The 20,481-nt window shown below is 71.5% G+C and carries 17 protein-coding genes; 9 read left to right on the top strand and 8 right to left on the bottom strand.

Going from position 1 to position 20,481, the window contains the following annotated elements:
• Positions 1–14: 14 nt before the first annotated feature.
• Positions 15–1,238 carry an acetyl-CoA C-acetyltransferase gene (locus ACFE76_RS09550; protein WP_375431516.1) on the bottom strand — a complete coding sequence of 408 codons (1,224 nt, stop codon included), beginning with the start codon at positions 1,236–1,238 and terminating at the stop codon, positions 15–17.
• Positions 1,238–2,413: an acyl-CoA dehydrogenase family protein gene (locus ACFE76_RS09545; protein WP_375431515.1), complete on the bottom strand. Its 1,176-nt coding sequence runs from the start codon at positions 2,411–2,413 to the stop codon at positions 1,238–1,240. Before ACFE76_RS09545 ends, ACFE76_RS09550 begins: the two co-directional genes overlap by 1 nt.
• An 89-nt stretch (positions 2,414–2,502) precedes the next feature.
• Between ACFE76_RS09545 and ACFE76_RS09540 the strand changes: the two genes are divergently transcribed.
• Entirely contained in the window at positions 2,503–3,279 is a 777-nt protein-coding gene (locus ACFE76_RS09540) for a hypothetical protein (protein ID WP_375431514.1), read from the top strand.
• Positions 3,280–3,293: 14 nt separating this feature from the next.
• Here the strand turns inward: ACFE76_RS09540 and ACFE76_RS09535 are convergent, their stop codons facing one another.
• The 3 genes from ACFE76_RS09535 to ACFE76_RS09525 form a co-directional block, all read right to left on the bottom strand.
• Positions 3,294–4,715, bottom strand: a complete 1,422-nt coding sequence (locus ACFE76_RS09535; RefSeq protein WP_375431513.1) for a DUF222 domain-containing protein — start codon at positions 4,713–4,715, stop codon at positions 3,294–3,296.
• 186 nt (positions 4,716–4,901) lie between these two features.
• Positions 4,902–6,290 carry an ADP-ribosylglycohydrolase family protein gene (locus ACFE76_RS09530; RefSeq protein ID WP_375431512.1) on the bottom strand — a complete coding sequence of 463 codons (1,389 nt, stop codon included), beginning with the start codon at positions 6,288–6,290 and terminating at the stop codon, positions 4,902–4,904.
• 52 nt (positions 6,291–6,342) lie between these two features.
• Positions 6,343–7,344, bottom strand: a complete 1,002-nt coding sequence (locus ACFE76_RS09525) for a LacI family DNA-binding transcriptional regulator (protein WP_375431511.1) — start codon at positions 7,342–7,344, stop codon at positions 6,343–6,345.
• A gap of 193 nt (positions 7,345–7,537) precedes the next feature.
• Here ACFE76_RS09525 and ACFE76_RS09520 point away from each other — a divergent pair, with 193 nt between their 5' ends.
• Positions 7,538–7,747 (top strand): hypothetical protein, encoded by a 210-nt coding sequence (locus tag ACFE76_RS09520; protein WP_375431510.1) that lies wholly within the window; start codon positions 7,538–7,540, stop codon positions 7,745–7,747.
• A 73-nt stretch (positions 7,748–7,820) separates the two neighbouring features.
• On the opposite strand, the gene rfaE2 is transcribed toward ACFE76_RS09520, so the two are convergent.
• The gene (gene rfaE2 / locus ACFE76_RS09515; protein WP_375431509.1) at positions 7,821–9,341 is read right to left on the bottom strand and encodes a D-glycero-beta-D-manno-heptose 1-phosphate adenylyltransferase; all 1,521 of its coding nucleotides are present in this window, start codon (positions 9,339–9,341) and stop codon (positions 7,821–7,823) included.
• Between the two features lie 55 nt (positions 9,342–9,396).
• Here rfaE2 and ACFE76_RS09510 point away from each other — a divergent pair, with 55 nt between their 5' ends.
• Both ACFE76_RS09510 and ACFE76_RS09505 read left to right on the top strand, forming a co-directional pair.
• Positions 9,397–10,539 carry a glycosyltransferase family 9 protein gene (locus ACFE76_RS09510; protein ID WP_375431508.1) on the top strand — a complete coding sequence of 381 codons (1,143 nt, stop codon included), beginning with the start codon at positions 9,397–9,399 and terminating at the stop codon, positions 10,537–10,539.
• On the top strand, positions 10,523–11,464 hold the full coding sequence (locus ACFE76_RS09505) for a glycosyltransferase family 9 protein (RefSeq protein WP_375431507.1): 942 nt from the start codon (positions 10,523–10,525) through the stop codon (positions 11,462–11,464). Before ACFE76_RS09510 ends, ACFE76_RS09505 begins: the two co-directional genes overlap by 17 nt.
• Before the next feature lie 6 nt (positions 11,465–11,470).
• Here ACFE76_RS09505 and ACFE76_RS09500 read toward each other — a convergent pair whose 3' ends face one another.
• A complete protein-coding gene (locus ACFE76_RS09500) occupies positions 11,471–12,019 on the bottom strand; it encodes a YceI family protein (protein ID WP_375431506.1) in 549 nt (182 codons plus the stop codon).
• 109 nt (positions 12,020–12,128) lie between these two features.
• On the opposite strand from ACFE76_RS09500, the gene ACFE76_RS09495 reads away from it, so the two are divergent.
• From ACFE76_RS09495 to ACFE76_RS09485, 3 genes are read left to right on the top strand one after another with little or no spacing between them, the layout of a single operon-like run.
• Positions 12,129–12,596: a MarR family winged helix-turn-helix transcriptional regulator gene (locus ACFE76_RS09495; RefSeq protein WP_375431505.1), complete on the top strand. Its 468-nt coding sequence runs from the start codon at positions 12,129–12,131 to the stop codon at positions 12,594–12,596.
• 57 nt (positions 12,597–12,653) lie between these two features.
• Positions 12,654–15,509 (top strand): FAD-binding and (Fe-S)-binding domain-containing protein, encoded by a 2,856-nt coding sequence (locus tag ACFE76_RS09490; protein ID WP_375431504.1) that lies wholly within the window; start codon positions 12,654–12,656, stop codon positions 15,507–15,509.
• Positions 15,510–15,567: 58 nt separating this feature from the next.
• Complete coding sequence (locus ACFE76_RS09485) at positions 15,568–17,718, top strand: CAP domain-containing protein (RefSeq protein ID WP_375431503.1); 2,151 nt, start codon at positions 15,568–15,570, stop codon at positions 17,716–17,718.
• Between the two features lie 28 nt (positions 17,719–17,746).
• On the opposite strand, the gene ACFE76_RS09480 is transcribed toward ACFE76_RS09485, so the two are convergent.
• Positions 17,747–18,442 carry a dienelactone hydrolase family protein gene (locus tag ACFE76_RS09480; protein WP_375431502.1) on the bottom strand — a complete coding sequence of 232 codons (696 nt, stop codon included), beginning with the start codon at positions 18,440–18,442 and terminating at the stop codon, positions 17,747–17,749.
• 100 nt (positions 18,443–18,542) lie between these two features.
• On the opposite strand from ACFE76_RS09480, the gene ACFE76_RS09475 reads away from it, so the two are divergent.
• Entirely contained in the window at positions 18,543–19,169 is a 627-nt protein-coding gene (locus tag ACFE76_RS09475) for a YitT family protein (RefSeq protein WP_375431501.1), read from the top strand.
• A gap of 275 nt (positions 19,170–19,444) precedes the next feature.
• Complete coding sequence (locus ACFE76_RS09470) at positions 19,445–20,281, top strand: hypothetical protein (protein WP_375431500.1); 837 nt, start codon at positions 19,445–19,447, stop codon at positions 20,279–20,281.
• Positions 20,282–20,481 lie beyond the last annotated feature (200 nt).

The following is a 20,481-nucleotide window of genomic DNA, read 5'->3' as shown; positions in this document are numbered from 1 at the left end:
GTGCGCAACGCACCTCAGCTGAGCCGCTCCAGGATGATCGCCATCCCCTGACCACCGCCGACGCACATCGTCTCGAGCCCCACCTGGGCGTCGCGTTGCCGCATCGCGTTCAGCAGTGTGGTCATGATGCGCGCGCCCGTCGAACCGAACGGGTGACCCAGCGCGATGGCCCCGCCATGCACGTTCAGCCGGTCCTCGTCGAGGCCCAGCTCGCGGACGGAAGCGATCACCTGGACCGCGAACGCCTCGTTGATCTCGACCAGATCGAGGTCGGCGATGCTCATCCCGGCCCGGTCGAGCGCCCGGCGGCTGGCCTCGACCGGCCCCAACCCCATGATCTCCGGGCTGAGCGCGCTGACCCCGGTGGCGACGATCCGGGCCAACGGCGTCAGGCCCAGCTCGGCGGCGCGCCGGTCGCTCATGACCACCACGGCCGCGGCCCCGTCGTTGAGCGGGCAGCAGTTGCCGGCGGTCACCGTGCCGGCGGGTCGGAACACCGGTCGCAGCCCGGAGATGCCGGCGAGTGTGGTGCCGGCGCGCGGTCCGTCGTCAAGGGTGACAATCCGGCCGTCGGGCAGGTGGACCGGAGCGATTTCGGCGTCGAAAGCGCCGCTGGCGATCGCGGCCTCCGCCCGGTTCTGCGAGCGGACGCCGAACTCGTCCTGCTCGCGACGGGTGATGCCGGTCAGGGTGGCGACGTTCTCGGCGGTCTGGCCCATCGCGATGTAGACGTCGGGCAGCTCACCGTCCAGCTGCGGGTCGTGCCACAGCGCGTTGGTCTGCGACGTCCCCAGCGTCCGCGCCTCGGCAGCGGCGAAGCCCGGATGGTGGCTGCCCGGGGCGTCCACCCCGGCGGAGCCGAAGTTCTGGTAGCGGGAGACGCACTCCACCCCGGCGGAGACGAAGGCGTCACCCTCGCCGGCCCGGATGGCGTGGAAGGCCATCCGCGCCGTCTGCACGCTGGAGGCGCAGAAGCGGTTGACCGTCGCGGCCGGGACGCCGTCCAGACCCAGCAGGACGGCCACCCGCCGAGCCATGTTCCCGCCGTGCTCGTCCCGCGGTTCGGCGCAGCCGAGATAGAGGTCGTCGAGGTCGCTGGGGTCGAACGCCGGCACCTGCCCCAAAGCGGCAGCGATCACCCCGGCGGCGAGGTCGTCGGGACGCATCTCCGCGAGGCTGCCCTTGAACGCCCGACCGATCGGAGTCCGGGCCGCGGCGACGATGACGGCTTCAGGCATCAATGGGCACGGGTCTGGACAGGCTGGCCGCCGAGCCCGAGGTCGCGGCCGATCAGCTCCTTCATGATCTCGTTCGTGCCGGCCCAGATCTGGGAGACGCGGGCGTCGCTCCAGGCGCGGGCCACCCGGTACTCGTTCATGTAGCCGTAGCCGCCCCACAGCTGGACACAGGCGTCGAGGATCTCGTTCTGCACCTCGGCGGCCCACCACTTCGCCTTCGCGGCGTCGACCGGGGTCAGCGTCTGGTGCACCTGCTCCATCACGCACGCGTCGACGAACGCCTGGGTGACCTCAGCCTTGGTCACCAGCTCGGCCAGGGTGAACTTGTTGGCCTGGAACGCGCCGATCGGCTGCCCGAAAGCCTGCCGCTCCTTCACGTAGGCGATGGTCTCGTCGAGGATCTGGCGGGCGTGGGAGATGTTGTTGACGGCGGCGCCGATCCGTTCGACCACGAGCCGCTGCATCATGTAGCCGAAGCCAGCGTCCACGTCGCCGATGACCTGCTCGTCGCCGACCCGTACGTCGGAGAAGAAGAGCTCGGCGGTGTCGGACTCGGGCTGGCCGACCTTGTCGAGCTTGCGGCCCCGCTCGAAGCCGGGCATCCCGGCCTCGACCGCGAAGAGGGTGATGCCGCGGGCGCCCTTCTCAGGGCTGGTCCGGGCGGCGACGATGACCAGGTCGGCGGAGTAGCCGTTGGTGATGAAGGTCTTGGAGCCGTTGATCACCCACTGGTCGCCGTCGCGGACAGCAGTGGTCTTCAGCGCTGCTAGGTCCGAGCCGCCGGACGGCTCCGTCATGGCGATCGCGGTCAGCAGCTCGCCGGTGCAGAACTTCGGCAGCCAGCGCGCCTTCTGCTCGGTGGTGCAAAGGTCGACCAGGTACGGCGCGACGCAGTCGGCGTGGATCCCGACGCAGGAGGAGTAGGCGAAGGCCAGCTTGGACAGCTCTTCGGCCAGCACCAGCATGAACCGCGGGTCCTCCACGCCCGAGCCGCCGTACTCCTCGGGCACGTTGAGCCCGAGGAAGCCCTGACGGCCCAGGTCGAGCCACATCTGCCGACCGAACTCGTGGTTGGCGATGTGCTTTTCCTGGTCCGGCCGCAGCGACCGCTCGACGAACGTCCGACAGCTCGCCCGGAACGCCTCGTGGTCCTCGTCGAAGATGGTGCGCCTCATCGCGGCCTCCAGGGGGTTGTAGTTACTCACCGGTAACTGAGGTCAGCGTACTCTCGAAACCCGATCCGACCGGTGAATTGGCGTACCCCATGCAGTTGCTGGAGCACGTGCTGCTCGATGAGAGCGACAGCCTGGAGTGCTACGAGGCCCTCGACCGAGCCGACGACGACGAGCGGCTGCAGCTGCTGGCGCTAGCGGACCACCCGGACCCGCAGGTCCGCCGGGCCATGGTGTCGCTCCTGCCCCATGCGTTTGCCGAGCCACCGCAAGCCGTGCTGGAGGTCGCGATCCAGCTGACCACCGACATGGCGACCAAGGTCCGCGACTGGGCTTGCTTCGTCCTGGCTGAGCAGTGGCGTGAGGTCGACACGCCGGCGCTGCGGAAGGCGCTCGCAGCCCGGCTGGATGACCTCGACCGTGACACGAGGTGCGAAGCCCTGCTAGGACTGGCGTACCGCCACGACCCGCGCGCATTCCCCCGGGTGCGCGCGGCGCTGTCCCGCCCCAGCGGTGACCTCTGGCGTCTGGAGCTGGTGGCCGCGGGCGCTCTGGGTGACCCGCGGCTGCACCCGTTCGTCCTGCGGCACCTCGACGGGTGGGACGAGGAGGACAGCCTCGTCACCGACGCCGTCCGTCGGCTGACCGACCCGGCCGGGCCGGGCGCTGACTTGTTCCGCGGCGTCGCCGAGCTGTATCAGGCAAGGGCTCACGGGGGTCCCGAGTCTCGTGGGCTCAAGGCCTGGACGCTGATGTTGAAGCTGCTCGACCTCGCTCCCAATCGAACCCGAGAGTTCTACGACGCCGTCAAGCTACGACTGCAGGGCGATGAAGCCGCCCTTCACCAGCTGCGGGACCTGATCGACTGACCGAACACACACTGCTACAGGTCGGTGTCAACAAGCAGCCACGGCTGCGGTTTGCGGCTGATCGGTTGTTGCTGGAGGCGGGTGTGGAGCAGGGGTCGTTGTTGGCGGTCGACCCACTTCGGGGGGGTCCATGCCGGGAGCCGGTCCCGGTTCATCGCGACCGACCAGCCGCGTTGCTCGAACTGGTGGTGGTGCCACCGGCACAACAGGGTCAGGTTGTCGAGGTCGGTGTGGCCGCCGTCGACCCAGGGGACGATGTGGTGCCGTTCGCACAGCTGGGGGGCCCGGTCGCAGGAGGGGAAGGAGCAGCCGCCGTCGCGGGCGATCAACGCCCAGGTCTGTGCGGTGGTGGCGATCCGTCGGTTCCGGCCTTGGGCTTCGACCGCACCGGCGTCGGTGAGCACGGTCGGGATGACGTCAGCCTGTTCGGCCAGGTCGAGTATCTCGGCGGCGGTGAGCGGGTTCCCGGCGGCGGTGTAGCCGACGCCGGTCCGCTCACGGAGGCTCTGCTCGGTGATGGTGACGATCACGGTGGCCGGCGTGCCGCCGCTGGCGGGCAGTTCCCCGGCCCGGAGCAGCTGGTCGCAGACGTCTTCCAGCGCGTCGTGCATCCGCTGCCCGTGGCTGCGTTCGTCTCGGCCGTCGGCCAGCCCGGCCGGGTTCAGCTGCCCGTCCGGGTCGGGAACAGTCTCGGTGCGGGGTTTCGCCAGCGGTTCCAGGACGGCCGCGAGCTTCGCGCCGGCGACGCCGGTGAGCCGGAACTCCCCGACCCAGCCGCCGTCGGGCCGGCACCGCATGCTCAGGTGCCGGCGGTCGCGCACCAGCTGCACGTCGGGCAGGGTGCCGTCGGGGTTGATGGCCTCGACCACCCGGGCGGCGAGCCGGCTCAGCTCTTTCGGCTCGAACGTTTCCGCACCCTGGGTGAGGATCGCCTCGCCGGCGTCGATGTCGGCCCGGTCGTAGCCGGCCCGGTCGACCTGGGCCAACGCTCGGACGATCACCTGCACCTGTTCAGGGGACACGTCGCCGTTGCGTTGCGCCGCCGCCAGCACCGGACGGACCGGTTCCAGCTGTTCACCGGTCATCGCCGTCCGCGGCCCGACCGCCTCGGCTGCTCGGACCCGCCGGTGCGCTTCCGACGCGGACAGCCGCAGCACGCTCACCAACATCTGGGCGAGGTTCGGCTGGGCCAGTTCAGCCGCTGTCCCGTGGGTGTCGGCGACGGTCAGGGCCAGGTGGTCGACCACCGCCATCTGGTTCCGGTGCCGTTCCCACTGTTGCAGGAAGTCGACCATCCCCCTCGCGTTCAGGGTCCCGAGATCACCCTCGTCCAATACCGCGATCAGCTCGGACAGGTCCGCATCCAAACGGGTCAGCAGGGCATGGGCACGGCTGAGCGGCTGCTCATCAACGTGCTGCTGACCCTCCGGAACCATGCCTGATTCTATTCGAATACATGGATTATTGCAACGGTTCCAGTGAGCTGAACCGTGCGAACCGCCGACGGCACTGATCAAGGTGAAGTCCTGCGAAGATCCTGCTGGAAATCGACGAGCGTCACTCCTACCAGCAGCAGATCGCTGAACCCTTGTGCGCCGCCGCCCGGGTCCGAAATTCTTAACTCAATGAGTTATTTGCCCCTTGGTGCGCAGCCCGCCGGTGGCGAGGACGTACGTGCGGGCAGCGAGGTCACTGATCCGGGAGTTGTCGAAGCCGAACAGCGCGGATCGGGTCCGGTCGTGCAGCGGCTCGATCAGCTGGGCCGGCAGTCCGGCGGTGCCGGCGAGGATCCCGGCGACGGAGCCGACCGTGGCGCCGTTGGAGTCGGTGTCCCAGCCGCTCATCACGGTCTTGCCGAGCGCGGACATGTAGTCGCCCTCGCCCCACAGCAGACCGGCCACCACGACGGCCGCGTTGTTGATCGTGTGCACCCACGAGTAGTGGCCGTACGAGAGGCGGATCTGTTCCAGCGCAGCCTCCCAGCTGAGCCCGTCGGCGTGCAGAGCCAAGACGTGCTCGATGGCCTCGGCCAGCCGCGACCGCGGCGGCACCACACCCAGAGCGACCGTGATCGCCTCCCGGGCCGAAGCCGCCGTGAAGGCAGCCGACACCAGCGCTGCCGCCCACATTTCGCCGTAGATGCCGTTGCCGACGTGGGACAGGGCGGCGTCCTGGTAGGAGAGCTCGGCAGCGGCCCACGGGTCTCCCGGGAGGACGTAGCCGAAGACGTCGCCGCGGATCTGCGCGCCGATCCACTCCCGGTACGGGTTGCGGTGGGTCGCGGTCGCCGGCGGGGTCAGCCCGAGGGTGAGGTTGATGTAGGCCGCCCGTTCGGCGGTGTAGACCTGCTGCAACGGGAAGAGCATCGTCCACGCCTGGCCCACGAGCTCGGGCCGTAGTGAGGTCCCGTGCTGCTCGAGCAGGTGCAGGGCGAGGATCGGATAGTCGATGTCGTCGTCGCGAGCCGACCCGTCCACGTTGCCCAAGGTGGTGTCCGGCCAGTTCTCCCGCAGCTCGAAACCGGCCGGCATGGGGTCGAGCACCGGGAAGTAGTTGGTCAGCGGGTAGGCGTTGCCGAGCTCCAGGTAGTCGCGGATCCGTTCGACGGTCCAGTGCCGGCCCCATTCGACGGGCTTGCCCACGTTGCAGCCGGCGATCCGCCCCAGCCAGGCCGCGTGTATCTGGTCTTCCAGGTGGGCAGCCGGGCTTGACGACGGGCGTGGCACGGCGAGCAGGCTCGCCTGGATCTCCTCCAGGCTGTCGGGCTCCTCGTAGGACCAGTCAGGACGGCGCTCGAGGGTGGCCATCGAGTCCACCAGGGCCAGCACCGCGGCTCGGTCCGCAGGGTCGGTCGCGTTGGCCTCGCCGATGACGCCGTCGACGTCATAGCCGCTCTCCTGGCGTTGCAGGATCTCGTCGTGCAGCAGGTCGCGAGGGTTCAGCGGGTCGTAGCCGTACTGCAGGTAAGCCCCGACCAGCGCGGGCGGGGCGGTACGGGTGTAGTGGGTCATGCGAGGCATCTCCTGGTGGTGGATGGACGGGACGAGAGAGGGGCGGCGACGCTCAGGCCGACTCGCGCACGACGAGCCGGGTGGGCAGGGCGTGGCGGACGGCGGGCAGGTCGTGATCGGACTGCATCCGGGCGAGCAGGGCGGCAGCGCAGGCGGCACCGACGGCCGTCGCCGGGTTGATGACGGTGGTGAGACGCGGGGTGACGAGGTCGGCGGTCTCGATGTCGTCGAAGCCGACGATGGCGACGTCCTGCGGGACGACCAGCCCGGCAGCACGCGCTGCGTCCATCGCCCCGATCGCGATCAGGTCGTTGGCGCAGACGATCGCCTCGGGCACGTCGTCCTCGGCGAACCAGCGGGCACAGGTGTGCTCGCCACCGTCGCGGGTGTACGCGGCGCGCCGGATCCACCGCTCCTCGACGGTGAGCCCGGAACCGGCCATCGCCGTCCGGAAGGCGGCGAGCCGGCTGTCACCGGGCCCGAGGTGCTCGGGCCCGCTCACGAAGCCGATGCGCCGGTACCCGCGACCGTGCAGGTGTCCGACGGCTTCGGTGATGCCCACCCCGTCGTCGGAGGTGACGGTGTCGACCCGGGGGTCACCGGCGTCGTTGCCCGTCATCACCAAGGCGGTGGACGGCCCCACGATGTCGTAGATCTCGGTGGCGCAGAGAGCCATCGGCTGCATGATGATCCCGTCCACGCTGCGGGCGAGCATCTCGTGCAGGAAGCTCGACTCGACGTCTGGATCACCGTCGGTGTTGCCGATCAGGGGCAGGTAGCGGTGAGCGGTGAGCCCGTCGTGGACCGCACGGGCGACCGCCGGGTAGTACGGGTTGGTGATGTCGGCGATCAGCAGACCCACGGTACGGGTCTGTTGGTTGCGCAGCCCCTGAGCCAGCATGCTCGGCCGGTAGTTCAGGCGTTCGATCGACGCCAGCACCTTGGCCCGGGTGGCATTCGACACCGCGCGCTTGCCGCTGAGCGCGTGCGAGACCGTGGTCACGCTCACGCCGGCGTCGGCTGCTACTTCGACGATGCTGATCTTCGGAGTCACGTCCGTCTCTTGGCAAAACGTTTTGCTTCTGGAACGCCTCTGACCATGCCCGCCCCTCCGGGGGCGTGTCAAGGGTGCGGTCGGCGAGGTCACCCCGAGCGACGCGTACACGTTCACGTACGGCGTCGACCTCCTCGACGCCACCCCGGACCGGGCCCGCGCGGACGCCGAGCTCGACCGGCTCGCCGCACCGGTGCCGGCCGACGGCCGGATCAACGTCGCGGGAGCCGCCGAGGGCGAGGAGATCGATCCCCTGGCGATCGCCCCCTGGTCCGGACATGCCGGCGCCCGGCTCTTCACCCCTGCGGTACTGGACCGTGGCCTCGACGCGCTCGAGGCCGGCCAGCAGGCCGACGGCGGCCGGGACTTCAGCCGGGCGAAGTGGAACCCGGCCGCGGCGTAGGAGTGGCGCGGGGCCGTCACTGTCGACGCCGTGAGGACCCTCTGGGCGTACGGCCGGCTGGGAGCCGAGCTGCTCAGCCCTCGATACCCGGGTCCGGCTGACCGCGGCGGGCACGGATCCGGCCGACGACCTCGGTGGTGGACTGGCTCGGCACGTAGTCGAGGATGCGCACCTCGCCGCCGTAGCTGCGGACGACCTCGGCCTCGACCAGCTGGTCGGGGGTGTAGTCGCCGCCCTTGGCGTAGACGTCGGGGCGAAGCCGCTCCAGCAGCGGGACGGCGGTGTCGGTGTCGAAGACGGTGACGTAGGTGACGCAGCTCAGGGCGGCCAGCACGCCGGCACGGTCGTCGGCGGAGTTGATCGGACGTTCCGGCCCCTTGAGCCGGCGGACCGACCGGTCGCTGTTGACTGCCACCACCAAGACGTCGCCGAGCTGGGCCGCCTGGCTCAGGTAGGTGGTGTGACCCCGGTGCAGCACGTCGAAGCAGCCGTTGGTCAGCACGATCCGCCGACCCGCCGCCCGCTCGGCCGCCACCCGCCGCAGCAGCGTCTCCTCCGCCAGCGCCGCATCGCCGACCGCGAGGTGCTCGACGAGCTCGTCGGTCGAGCAGACCGAGGTGCCGAACCGCTGCACCACCACGTCGGCGGCGGCCTGAGCCAGCGAGGCCGCGACCGGCAGCGACACCCCGCCCGCCCGCGCCAGGGTCAGCGCGGCGACGAAGGTGTCGCCGGCGCCTGCCGCCTGCTTTTCCGCCCGCGGCCAGGCCGGGGTCCGGTGCGGCTCGTTCACGACCTCCTCGCCGGGGCCGAACAGGACGCTGCCGTCCCGGTCGAGGGTGACTAGCACCGCGTCCGCTCCGGCGCGACGGCGCAGCTCGGGCGCCGCGGCCGTCAGCTCGCGCAGCCGGCTGCCGTCGGTCGGGACCGGACGGCCCAGCAGCCGGAAGGCCTCCTCCGCGTTCGGCGTGGTCACGTCCGGCCGCAGCCGCGCCCACGGCGCCCCGTCGTGGGCGTCCACGACGACCAGCGGCGGCCGGGACTCGCGCCCGAACGCCGCCTCGACCGGGCCGAGCAGCAGACCTGAGCCGTAGTCGCAGACCACCAGCGCCTCGACCTCGACCAGGGCCTTGACCGCCGCCGTGGTCAGCTCCTCCTCCAGGGCCGGGGTCAGCACGGTCCGTCGGACGTCGTCGATGCGCACCAGCATCTGGTCGTCGCTGACCACCCGCGTCTTGGTCACGGTGGCGACGTCGGCGGAGCTCAGCAGGCCCGAGATCTCCACCCCCGCCTCGATCAGCAGCTCGCGCAGCACGCGGCCCGCCTCGTCTGCGCCGACCACCCCGACCAGGCGGACGTCGGCGCCCAAGGCGGCCAGGTTCATCGCGGTGTTGGCGGCCCCGCCCGGGACGTCGGAGCGGCGCTGCACCTCGACCACCGGCGCCGGCGCCTCGCGGGAGAGCCGGTTGCTGCTGCCGACCCACCAGCGGTCGAGCATCACGTCGCCGACGACGACCACCCGCGGGGCGAGGTGCCGCAGGGCCAGCACCAGGTCGGGTGTCACCGCCTCGGCCCCGGTCCTGCGAGAGATGTCCATGCTCGATTCGTACCCACTTCTCCCCGACCCGAGCGCGATGGGCCAGAATCCGGCCGTGGGCGACGAGCGGGGCTGGGTCGGCAGGGCGGCACCCCGGTTTGCCGACGTCCGACGGATCGCCGTCCTGCGGGGCAGCGGCATCGGCGACCTGGTCCAGTCCCTGCCGGCGGCCGAGGCCTTGGCGGCGGCCTATCCGGGCGCGGAGCTGACTCTGCTCGGGACACCGGCGCACGTGGACCTGCTGACCGGGCGACCCTCGCCGTTCGGAGTGCTGGCGGCCTTGCCGGTCGCGCCCGGTATCCGTACCGGCGGCCCGGAGGACCCCGCCGCGACGGCGGCGTTCGTCGACCGGATGCGGGGCCGCGACTTCGACCTCGCCGTCCAGCTGCACGGCGGCGGGCGCAGCTCCAACCCGTTCCTGCTCTCACTCGGCGCCCGCCACACGGTCGGCAGCCGGACGGCGGACGCGACGCCGCTGGAGCGCAGCCGACCGTACCTCTACTACCAGCACGAGGTGCTGCGCGGGCTGGAGGTGGTGGCCCTGGCTGGGGCGATGCCGGTCTCGCTCGAGCCGCGGCTGGCACTCCGACCCGAGGAGCGGGCTCGGCGGGCGAGCCGACGGCCGGACGAGCCGGTCGTGGTGGTGCATCCGGGGGCCACCGACCCACGACGTCAGTGGCTGCCCGGCGCCTTCGCCCAGGTGATGGACGGGCTGACCGAGCGCGGCGTGCGCGTGGTGGTGGTCGGCAGCGCCGAGGACGTACCGGTGGCGGAGGCGATCCTGGCCGCGCAGCGCCGACCGTCCGGGCTGGCGTCGTCGGTGGCCGGCCAGCAGCCCCTGTCCGGCCTGGTCGAGCAGCTGCTGGGGGCCGACGTGGTGGTGGCGTGCGACTCCGGCCCGCGGCACGTGGCGGCGGCGTTGGGTGTCCGTACGGTCGGGGTCTACTGGGTGGGCAACCTCGTCAACGCCGGCCCGCTCGGCCGCAGCCGGCACCGGGTGCAAGTCAGCTTCACCAGCGCGTGCGCGGTGTGCGGGGCCGACCTCACCCAGGTGGGCTGGACCGCCGAACGCTGCGCCCACGACCCCTCGATCGTGGCCGACGTCGACCCCGCCCGGGTACTGGCCGACGTGCTCGAGCTGCTCGCCGACGCGCGAGCCGAGCGGACGGCAGGAGGGCCCGATGGAACGGCTGGGTGAGCGGGACGGCCGGCCCGAGATCCTGGTGCTGCGCGCGCTCGGCCTCGGCGACCTGCTGGTCAGCGTCCCAGCGCTGCGCGGCATCCGGCGCGCCCGGCCCGACGCGCGGGTGGTGGTGGCGATGCCGACCTGGCTCGAACCCGTCGTCGCGCTGGTCGACGCCGTCGACGTCTTGCTGCCGACGGCCGGGCTCGACCAGGCGTTGGCCGTCGAGCCCGGCCGGGTCGAGGTCGCGGTCGACCTGCACGGGAACGGGCCGGAGAGCCGGGGCCGGTGCGAGGCGGTGCAACCGGCGCGGTTGGTCGGGTTCGGCGCGCCGGGCTGGAACGGTCCGCCGTGGCCCGAAGGGGGTCTCGAGCGGGTCCGGTGGGCCGACCTGATGACCTGGCACGGGATGCCGGCCGACCCGGACGACCTGGCGATCGACCGGCCGGCGCAGCCCAGCCGCGCGCCCGGCTGCGTGGTCGTGCACGTCGGAGCCGCCTACGGCTCCCGGGCCTGGCCGGTGGCGAGCTTTGCCGCGGTGGCTCGACGGCTGACGAGCCAGAACGACGCGGTGCTGGTGACCGGCGGGGGCGCCGACCGGAAACGGGCCGAGCAGACCGCAGCCCTGGCCGGGCTGCCTCCATCGGCGGTGCTGGCCGGCCGGCTCGCGCTCGGCGACTTCGCGGCCCTGGTCGCCGAGGCCGGGCTGGTGGTGACTGCCGACACCGGCGCCGGTCACCTCGCGTCGGCGTACCGTCGGCCCTCGGTCGTGATCTTTGGTCCGGCCCCGCCGGAACAGTGGGGCCCGCCGCCCGGGCCACACGTCGCCCTCACTCACGCCGAGCTGCGGCGCGGCGACGCCTTCACCGACGAGCCCGACCCGGCCCTGCTGGCGGTCAGTCCCGAAGAGGTGCTGACCGCCGCCGCGACCGTCCGCTGACCGGAGTCAGCTGAGGATGGCTTCGATCTCCAGGTTGATGGCGATCTTGTCGCCGATCAGCAGCTTGCCGCCCTCGAGCGGGACGTTGAAGTCGACGCCGTAGTCCTTGCGGCTGATCGAGGTGGTCGCCTCGGCGCCGAGCCGGGTGTTGCCGTAGGCGTCGGTGTCCACGCCCAGGAACTCGGTGGCGAGCTCGACGGGGTGGGTGTGGCCGTTGATGGTGAGCGTGCCGTCGATGATGTGGCCGTCGCCGGACTCGCGGACGCCGGTGCTGGTGAAGACGAGCTCCTGGCCGGCCTCGGGGTCGAAGAAGTCGGCGGACTGCAGGTGACCGTCGCGCTGCGCGTTGTTGGTGTTGATCGAGGAGCTGGTGATGGTGACCGAGACCGACGAGCCGAGGAGGTCCTCGGTGGTGGTGATCTGGCCCGAGAAGTCGGTGAAGGTGCCCCGCACCTTGGACATCAGGTGACGCACCGTGAAACCCACGTTGGAGTGGGCGGGGTCGATGGTCCAGGTGCCGGCCTTCAGGCCGGATGCGACGGTTTCCTGCGTCATTCAAGTGCTCCTTGGTACGGACCGGGTGCGGCCTCATGGTTGAGAGTTCAACGTCAGCCCAGATTAAGGACAGAAAGTTGAATAGTCAATGAGTGGCTACGATAGTTCTATGACTGTTCGCACTGCCCCGACGGCACCCTGGCTCACCGCTGAGCAGCAGCAGGTCTGGCGGGCCTACCTGGTGGGCAGCGCCCGGCTGATCGGCCGGCTCGACGCCGACCTGCGTTGCTTCGGGCTCGACCTGCCCGAGTACGAGATCCTGGTGACCCTCTCGGAGGCGCCCGACCGGCGGGTCCGGATGTCCGAGCTCGCCGACGCCGTGCACCAGTCCCGATCTCGCCTGACGCACACGGTCACCCGGATGGAGGCTGCCGGCCTCGTCGGCCGGGCCAGCTGTCCTGCCGACCGGCGGGGCGTCTGGGCCCACCTCACCGACACCGGCTTCGACCTGCTGCAGCGGGCTGCTCCCGCGCACGTCGAGAGCGTCCGGCGGCACTTCGTCGAGGTGATGAGCGAGGACGACTACGCGGCCGTCGGTCGCGGGTTCGCTGCCGTCAGCCAGGCCACGTCGGACTGATCCCCGGCACGGACTCGGTCGGGCCACTCGGTCGGGCCAACTAGCATCGAGGCGATCATGACGACTGCCGCCACCGCTCCCCCACCGGCTCTCGCGCTGCCCGAGGTCGGCGACCTGCGGGCCGAGCTGCGGCGCCGAGGCGTCGAGCACACCCTCGACGCGACGACGCTCACCCGGGCGCTCTACTCCTCCGACGCCTCGCTCTACCGGGTGCTGCCGCAGGCGGTCGCCCACCCCCGCTCGGTGGAGGAGGCCGCCGCCGTGGTGGAAGCGGCCCGCAGCGTGGCGATGCCGGTGACCACCCGCGGCGCCGGGACGTCGTGCGCCGGCAACGCGGTCGGTCCGGGTCTGGTCCTGGACACCGCCCGCCATCTGACCGCGATCACCGCGCTCGACCCCGAGGAGCGGACGGCCACGGTCGAGCCCGGCGTGGTCCAGTCCGACCTGCAGGCCGCCGCCCGGCCGTACGGGCTCCGCTTCGGACCCGACCCCTCTACCCACAACCGCTGCACCATCGGCGGCATGATCGGCAACAACGCCTGCGGTCCGCGGGCCCTCGGCTACGGCCGGACGGCCGACAACGTGGTGGCTCTCGACGTGCTCACCGGCCGTGGCGAACGGCTGCGGCTGGACGCCCGAGTGCCGCAGGAGGACTCGACCAGCCTCGCGACGCTGCGACGGATCGTGGCCGCTGACCTCGGCACGATCCGGACCGAGTTCGGCCGCTTCAGTCGTCAGGTCTCCGGCTACAGTCTCGAGCACCTGCTGCCGGAGCGGGGCTTCGACGTTGCCCGCTTCTTCGCCGGCACCGAGGGCACCCTCGGGGTGATCCTGGGAGCCCAAGTACGGCTGGTCGCCGACAGCCCGTACAAGCTGATGATCGCGCTCGGCTACCCCTCCATGGCCGACGCCGGCGACGCGGCCCCGGCCGTGCTGCGGCACTCCCCCACCGCGGCGGAGGGTCTGGACCGCCGGATCGTCGAGGTCGTCCGCCGGACCCACGGCGATGCGGCCGTGCCGCCACTGCCCCGCGGCGACGGCTGGATGTTCGTCGAGATAGTCGGTGACGACCCGCTCGAGGTGCGGCAGCGGGCGATGAGGGTGCTGGCTGACGGCCAGGCCCTGGACGGCTTCGTCGTCGACGACCCACGGGCCGCGATGGCGCTGTGGAAGATCCGGGAGGACGGCGCCGGCCTGGCCGGGGTCAGCCTGGCCGCCCCGGCCTATCCCGGTTGGGAGGACGCCGCGGTGCCGCCGGAGCATCTCGGGGCCTACCTGCGGGACTTCGACGCGTTGCTGGCGAGCCACGGGCTGGACGGGCTGCCGTACGGCCACTTCGGCGACGGCTGCGTCCACGTCCGGATCGACTTCCCGCTCACCACCGCCGGCGGCGACACCGTGCACCGCGCGTTCATCCAGCAGGCGGCCGGCCTCGTCGCCCGCTACGGCGGCTCGATGTCGGGTGAGCACGGCGACGGGCGCGCCCGCTCGTCCCTGCTGCCCACCATGTACTCCCCCGCGGCGATCCGGTTGTTCGGCGAGGTCAAGGCCGCCTTTGACCCCGACGACCTGCTGAACCCCGGCGTGCTGGTCGACCCCCGCCCCTACACCGCCGACCTGCGGGCGCTGCAGATCGTCGGCCGGGTGGACCACTTCGCCACCGCGGTCCACCACTGTTCCGGCGTGGGCAAGTGCCTGGCCAACACCACCCCGGGACTGGGCGTCATGTGCCCGTCGTACCAGGCCACCCGCGAGGAAAAGGACTCCACCCGCGGCCGGGCCCGGGTGCTGCAGGAGATGATCAACGGCGAGGTGGTCACCGGCGGCTGGAAGGACCCCGCCGTCCACGAAGCGCTCGACCTTTGCCTGTCCTGCAAGGGATGTGCCCGCGACTGCCCCACGGGCATCGACATGGCCGCGTACAAGTCGCAGGTGATCGACCACACCTACCGCGGCAAGCTGCGGCCGCGCAGCCACTACGCCTTGGGCTGGTTGCCCCGCTGGGGGCGGATGATCACCCGACTCCGCGGTGTGTCGACCTTGATCAACTTCTCGACAGGCACACCGGGACTACGGAACGTGGTGCGCTGGAGTGCCGGCGTCGACCAGCGCCGATCCCTGCCCCGCTTCGCATCCCGGTCGGCTCGGCGCCGGGTGAGCGTCCCCTCGGCGGCCGGAAGGCCTGTGGTGCTGTGGGTCGACTCCTTCTCCGACTGCTTCGAGGGCGCGGGGGTCGAGGCGGCGGTCGAGGTGCTCGCCGGCGCCGGCTACGCTCCCCAGCTGCTGGAGCGGGACGCCTGCTGCGGGCTGACCTGGATCAGCACCGGCCAGCGCGACGGCGCCCGGCGCCAGCTGCGGAACGCCCTCGACGTGCTGCACCCGCACGTGGCCGCCGGTACGCCGGTCGTCGGGCTCGAGCCGTCCTGTCTGGCCGTCTGGCGCAGCGACGCCGCCGAGCTGCTGCCGGAGGACCCCCGGGTCGCCGACCTGGCCGCGGGGATCCTGACCCTCGCCGAGCTGCTGCAGCGGACTGACGGCTGGCGGCCGCCGGACCTCAGCGGCGTCGAGCTCGTGGCCCAGCCCCACTGCCATCACGCCTCGGTGATCGGCTGGGCCGCAGACGCCGCCCTGCTCACGGCGTCGGGGGCCACGGTGACCACCGTCGGTGGCTGCTGCGGGCTCGCGGGCAACTTCGGCGTCGAGCTCGGGCACTACGACGTGTCGGTCGCTGTGGCGGAGCACGACCTGCTGCCGGCGGTCCGGGCGCGGCCGGATGCGGTGGTGCTCGCCGACGGCTTCTCCTGCCGGACCCAGCTGGCCGAGCTGGCGGGCCGGCCGGCCGTCACGCTGGCCGAGCTGCTGCGAGGCTCCTCGGTCGCGACGGCAGGTGCCCGGGACGAAAGTCCCGAATAGTCCCGAGTCCGCCCGAAGGGATCCCGGAAAGGTCCCCACGGCTGAAATAATTTTGGTCATGGCCACCCCCCGAGCCATCCCGGTCGGCGCACGCACCGTCGCGGGGTGCCTGGCTCCCCTGCTCGTGCTCTTGCTGCTGCCTCCCGCCGGGGCTGCGGCCCAGCCACGTACGCCGACGAGCGGCCCACCGGCGGCCCGGACATCGGCCGCAGTGCTGACCGGACCGCTGGACACGAACGACCGGTCAACGGTGGCGTCGGCCTACACCAACGTCTACCTGCCGGCCGCGGCGGTCACCGCACCGGACCCCGCGGCCGACGCCCTCTCCCGCTGCGCCGCCGGGACGACGCCGGCCGGCCTGCAGGACGCCACCCTCACCCTCGTCAACTACGTCCGCCGGATGAGTGGGGTCGAACCCGTCACCTTCGATCCGGGCTACTCCGCCGCCGCCCAGCAGGCCGCGCTGATGATGTACGCGAACACCGCCGTCAGCTCCCGACCACCGTCTACGTGGCGGTGCTGGACCGACGCGGGGGCCGACGGCGCTGCCAGCTCCAACCTCAGCGGCTCCTCGAGCGGCGCCGCGGTCGTGCGGCAGTACATGGACGACGCGGGCGACGGCAACGTCGGGGTGGTGCGCCGTACGCGGCTCCAGCGACCCACCGTGCGGAGCATGGGCAGCGGTACCGTCGGCTCCTACAACGCGCTGTGGGTCACCACCACCCGCGGCGTGGCGGACACCCCGAGCTACACCACCTGGCCCTCCAGCGGGTACTTCCCTGCCCCGCTGGAACCGGCCGGGCGTTGGTCCGTGGCGCCGTGGGACGTCGACGTGGACCTGAGGCGGGCGACGGTCGCGGTGACCGGACCCGACGGTCGGCCGCTGGCCGTCACGACCCACCCGGTCGGGACCGCCCAGCGGGGCCAGCCCGGACGGCCCCTCGTCTTCGAGGTCGGGACGCTTCCCGTCCCTACGGGCGGTCGCGCCGACACGTACACCGTCACCGTCTCGGGCATCCTGAACGCCTGGGGCGACACCCTCGACGACTACCAGTACCAGGTGTTGCTCTTCGACCCGGCGGCGGACGCACCGCCGCCGCCGGTCCAGATCGCCCCGGTCAGCCCGCCGGCCGTGACCGGGCTCGCCCGGATCGGTGAGGTGCTGAGCGTGACAGCGCCCACCTGGTCGCCGTCGGGTGTGACCACGACGTACGCGTGGCTGCGCGACGGGGTCCCGGTCAGCGACGCGACCGGCCCGACCTACACCCTCACCGCGGACGACGCTGGCGCCCGGATGAGCGTCCGCGCCACGGGCACCAAGACCGGGGCCACGACCGGTGTGAGCGTGTCCGCCGCCACGGCCGTGGTGGACCTCCTGCCGGCCACGCTCAGCCTGACCGGCAGCTCACCCGACCCCGGCCGGGCCCGGATCGACATCGCGGTGACCGCGCCAGGGGCGCCGAGCATCGGTGGCACCGTCGACGTCTACGAAGGCGGCTACGCCGTCGCCACCGCGCTGCCCGTCGTCGCTGGCGCGGCGGTCTTCGACGACGACGGTCTGACCCCGGGTGACCACACCTACCGGGTCGTCTACCGTGGTGACCCCTCGGTCGCGACCGCCACCGGTACGACGACGGTCGCCGTGGCCGACGCGCTCGACCCCGGGCTGACCGTCAGCGCCAGCTCGGCGGCGGTCGGCGCCCTCGACCTGGCCGTGGACGTCCGCGCCGCCGGCCAGCCCGCCGCCGGTGGCACGGTCGACGTCTCCGAAGGGGCAAAGACGCTACGGTCGGGGATCGCCGTCAGCGCAGGGACGGCGCGCTACCAGGCCACCAAGGTCACCCCGGGCCGGCACACCTATCTGGTCCGGTACAGCGGCACGAACCGGGTCAAGGCCTCGAGCACGACGATCACCACCACCGTCAAGGCCAAGGTCAAGCCGGTGCTCACGCTCAAGGGATCGTCAACGAGCAAAGGCAAGCTGACGCTGACGATCGCGATCACCGCCCCAGGCCAGACCAGTGTCGGTGGCACGGTCAGGATCACCGAGGGTACGAAGGTCCGGAAGTCCTCGATCACGATCGTCAAGGGTCGTGCCCGGTGGTCGGCGACCAAGATCAAGAAGGGCAAGCACCGCTACACCGTCAGCTATCGCGGCACGTCCCAGATCGCCACCGGGTCGGCGAAGCGGACGGTGAAGATCCGCTAGAACCGAGGCTGGGCCAGCCACGGGTGGGTCAGCCGAGCTGGGCGTGCAGGAACTCCAGCGTTCGCGTCCAGGCGAGCTCGGCGCTGTCGGCGTCGTAGGTTCCGAGGTGGTCCTCGGGGTTGGCGAACGAGTGCCCGGCCGGGTAGTAGAAGTACTCCACCTCAACCCCAGCCTCCTCGCGGATCTGGCCCTCCTGGGCGTGCGCGGCGTCGACCGGGTACATCTGGTCGGTCTCGCCGTAGTGGCCCTGGACGGGCGCCGTGATCGCGGCGTAGGAGCCGGGCAGGTGTCCGATGCCGTAGTAGGGCACGACCGCGCCGATACCGTCGGGACGCTGGGTGGCCAGCAGCAGGACGAAGCCACCGCCCATGCAGTAGCCGACCGCGCCGACCTTGGCGGAGGTGACCGACTCCTGCTCGAGCAGGTAGTCGACAGCGCCGGCGAGCGCTGCGGCAGCGGCCTCCTCCGAGAGTGACCCGGCCAGCTGGCCCGCCTCCTCGACGCCGTGGGTGACCCGGCCGCCGTACAGGTCGGGAGCGAGGGCGACAAAACCTTCTGCGGCGAACCGGTCGACGACAGAGACCATGTGGTCGTCCAGCCCCCACCACTCCTGGATGACGATCAGCCCGGGGCCGCGGCCGCTCGGCGGCAGCTGCAGGTAGCCGCTGATCGTCGTGCCGTCGCGGTCGAACTTCACGTTCTGGCGGGGGGCGAGGTCACTCATGCTGGGTAGTTCTCCGATTCGTCGGGGGCGGGCACTTGAACAAGGGGTCTGCGGCGTAGAGCCCGAACCTAGCCGTCCAGTCAACCGGTAGGGTCACCCGGTGACCCGCACCCCTGCCGCCGGACGCAGCCGCTGGTCCGACCGTCCGGTGCTGCGCAGCGTCCGCCTGCTTGTCGGCCTGGTCCTCTTCGGCCTCGCTCTGGCGCTGCTCGTGCAGGCCAACCTCGGCCTCGACCCGTGGACGGTGTTCACCCAAGGCCTGGCGTCGCGTTCCGGGCTCACCCTCGGTCAGGTGACCGTGGTGATCTCGCTGGGGATCCTGCTGCTGTGGATCCCGCTGCGACAGCGGCCGGGGCTCGGCACCATCGCCAACGCGTTCGTCGTCGGCCCCGTGCTCGACCTCGGCGTCGCCTTGCTCCCCGAGCCGACCTCTCTGGTCCTGCGGGCCCTGTTCGTCGTCCTGGCCCTGGTGACCGTCGCCGTCGGCACCGGCCTCTACGTGGGCGTTGGCTGGGGCCCCGGTCCGCGCGACGGGCTGATGACCGGCCTGGTCGCCCTCGGCCTGCCGGTCTACGCTGCCCGAACCCTGATCGAGGGCACGGTCCTGCTGATCGGCTGGCTGCTCGGTGGCACCGTCGGCGTCGCCACGGTGGTCTTCGCTCTTGCTGTCGGACCGCTGGTGGGTCGCGCACTCCCGCGGCTGGCGCTGCCGCCGACCATGCCCTGAGCTAGGTCGGGTGCTCGGTCTTCGCGAGCGGTAGCAGAGTGCTCATTCTGAGCCTCTCAGCGGCGGCCAGTCTCCGACGGCACCAGGCAGGCGTGGAACTGCGGCTTCACCCGCTACTACGACGCCGAGACCGCAGCCGTCTGGGCCAAGGTGTTCACCCGATGAGAGCCGCATCGGTCGTCTCGCCGGACGCTGCAACGTTTCGGGTCGATACTTCCAAGGTGAGGCGACCCATCCCGTTCCGTCGTGCGCGGGTTGCCGGCCGCGTCCTGGTGGTGGTCAGCCTCGCGGCGGCCGGTTCGTCGTGCGCGTCACCAGAGGACAACCGCACCGTCGAGCCGGCGGCCGGACACAGCTGGAACCAGACCCACCGGATCGATCTGCCCGCCGGCTGGACCGTCACGGCGCGCAATGTCGGCCCGACGGACGAGTCGACGTCGTTGAGCGGTCCCCGTTCGACGGGATGCCTGGTCTCGACCTCACCCGTTGAGCCCAAGCACTATTGGGGAGAACGTCCCGAGACCGTTTCCGTGCAGGGTCAGCGAGCGTCCTTCGGCGAGCGGGATCCAGACTACGGACCGTACTCCGCCCAGGTGGTCTGGGACGCTGGCGACCGCTGGTTCGACGTGGGCTGCGATCTCGACAAGGCCGGCATCCTCGGCATCGCGGAGAGGGTGCACGTCGAACCGAACCCCGTGCTGGTGCCGTACCGGTTGACGTCAGTCCCCGACGGCGTGCGCATGACGCAGCTGATCGAGTGGATCGACGGTGACACCACCCGTGTCTCCGCGCAGTTCGAGCTGGCCTCCGCGACGAGGCCGCTGAGCATGGAGGTTTCCAACCAGGCGAAGGAATCGATCGGTCCGGGATCGGTCGAGACCCAGACGATCAACGGGCGCGAGGTGGAGGTGCGTCCGGCTTCGCAGACCCTCTGCCTCGCGACGACGTCGGAGCCGATCTGCGTTTCGGGGCCTGGGGACGAGCCCGCTGTCGACTGGTCGTCCCCGGACGCACGTCGGGTGGCCGAGGAGACAGCCGCTGCGCTGGTCCCGGTGGCGGACAGCAAGGATCAGGCGAGCTGGTACGACGCAGACGTCGCTTTCCCGTCCTGATCGGTGAAGCTGACCGATGTGTTCCGCCCCATCTCGGCTGTCGCCTGTCTGGGACCCTCCAGATGGGCGGGCGCCACCGATACCCATCCCCCTGCCGCGCAGCCCACAAGCAATTGGGCGCCTACGCCGGTAGGGATGGTCGCGCATACCGGCTCTTCATAATCTGGGGTGTAGTTGGGGTCGGAACCCGCCGGTTTCGA

The sequence above is a fragment of the uncultured Friedmanniella sp. genome (assembly GCF_964244005.1).
Taxonomy (GTDB): Bacteria; Actinomycetota; Actinomycetes; order Propionibacteriales; family Propionibacteriaceae; genus Microlunatus.
This window is presented reverse-complemented; position numbering and strand designations above follow the sequence as displayed.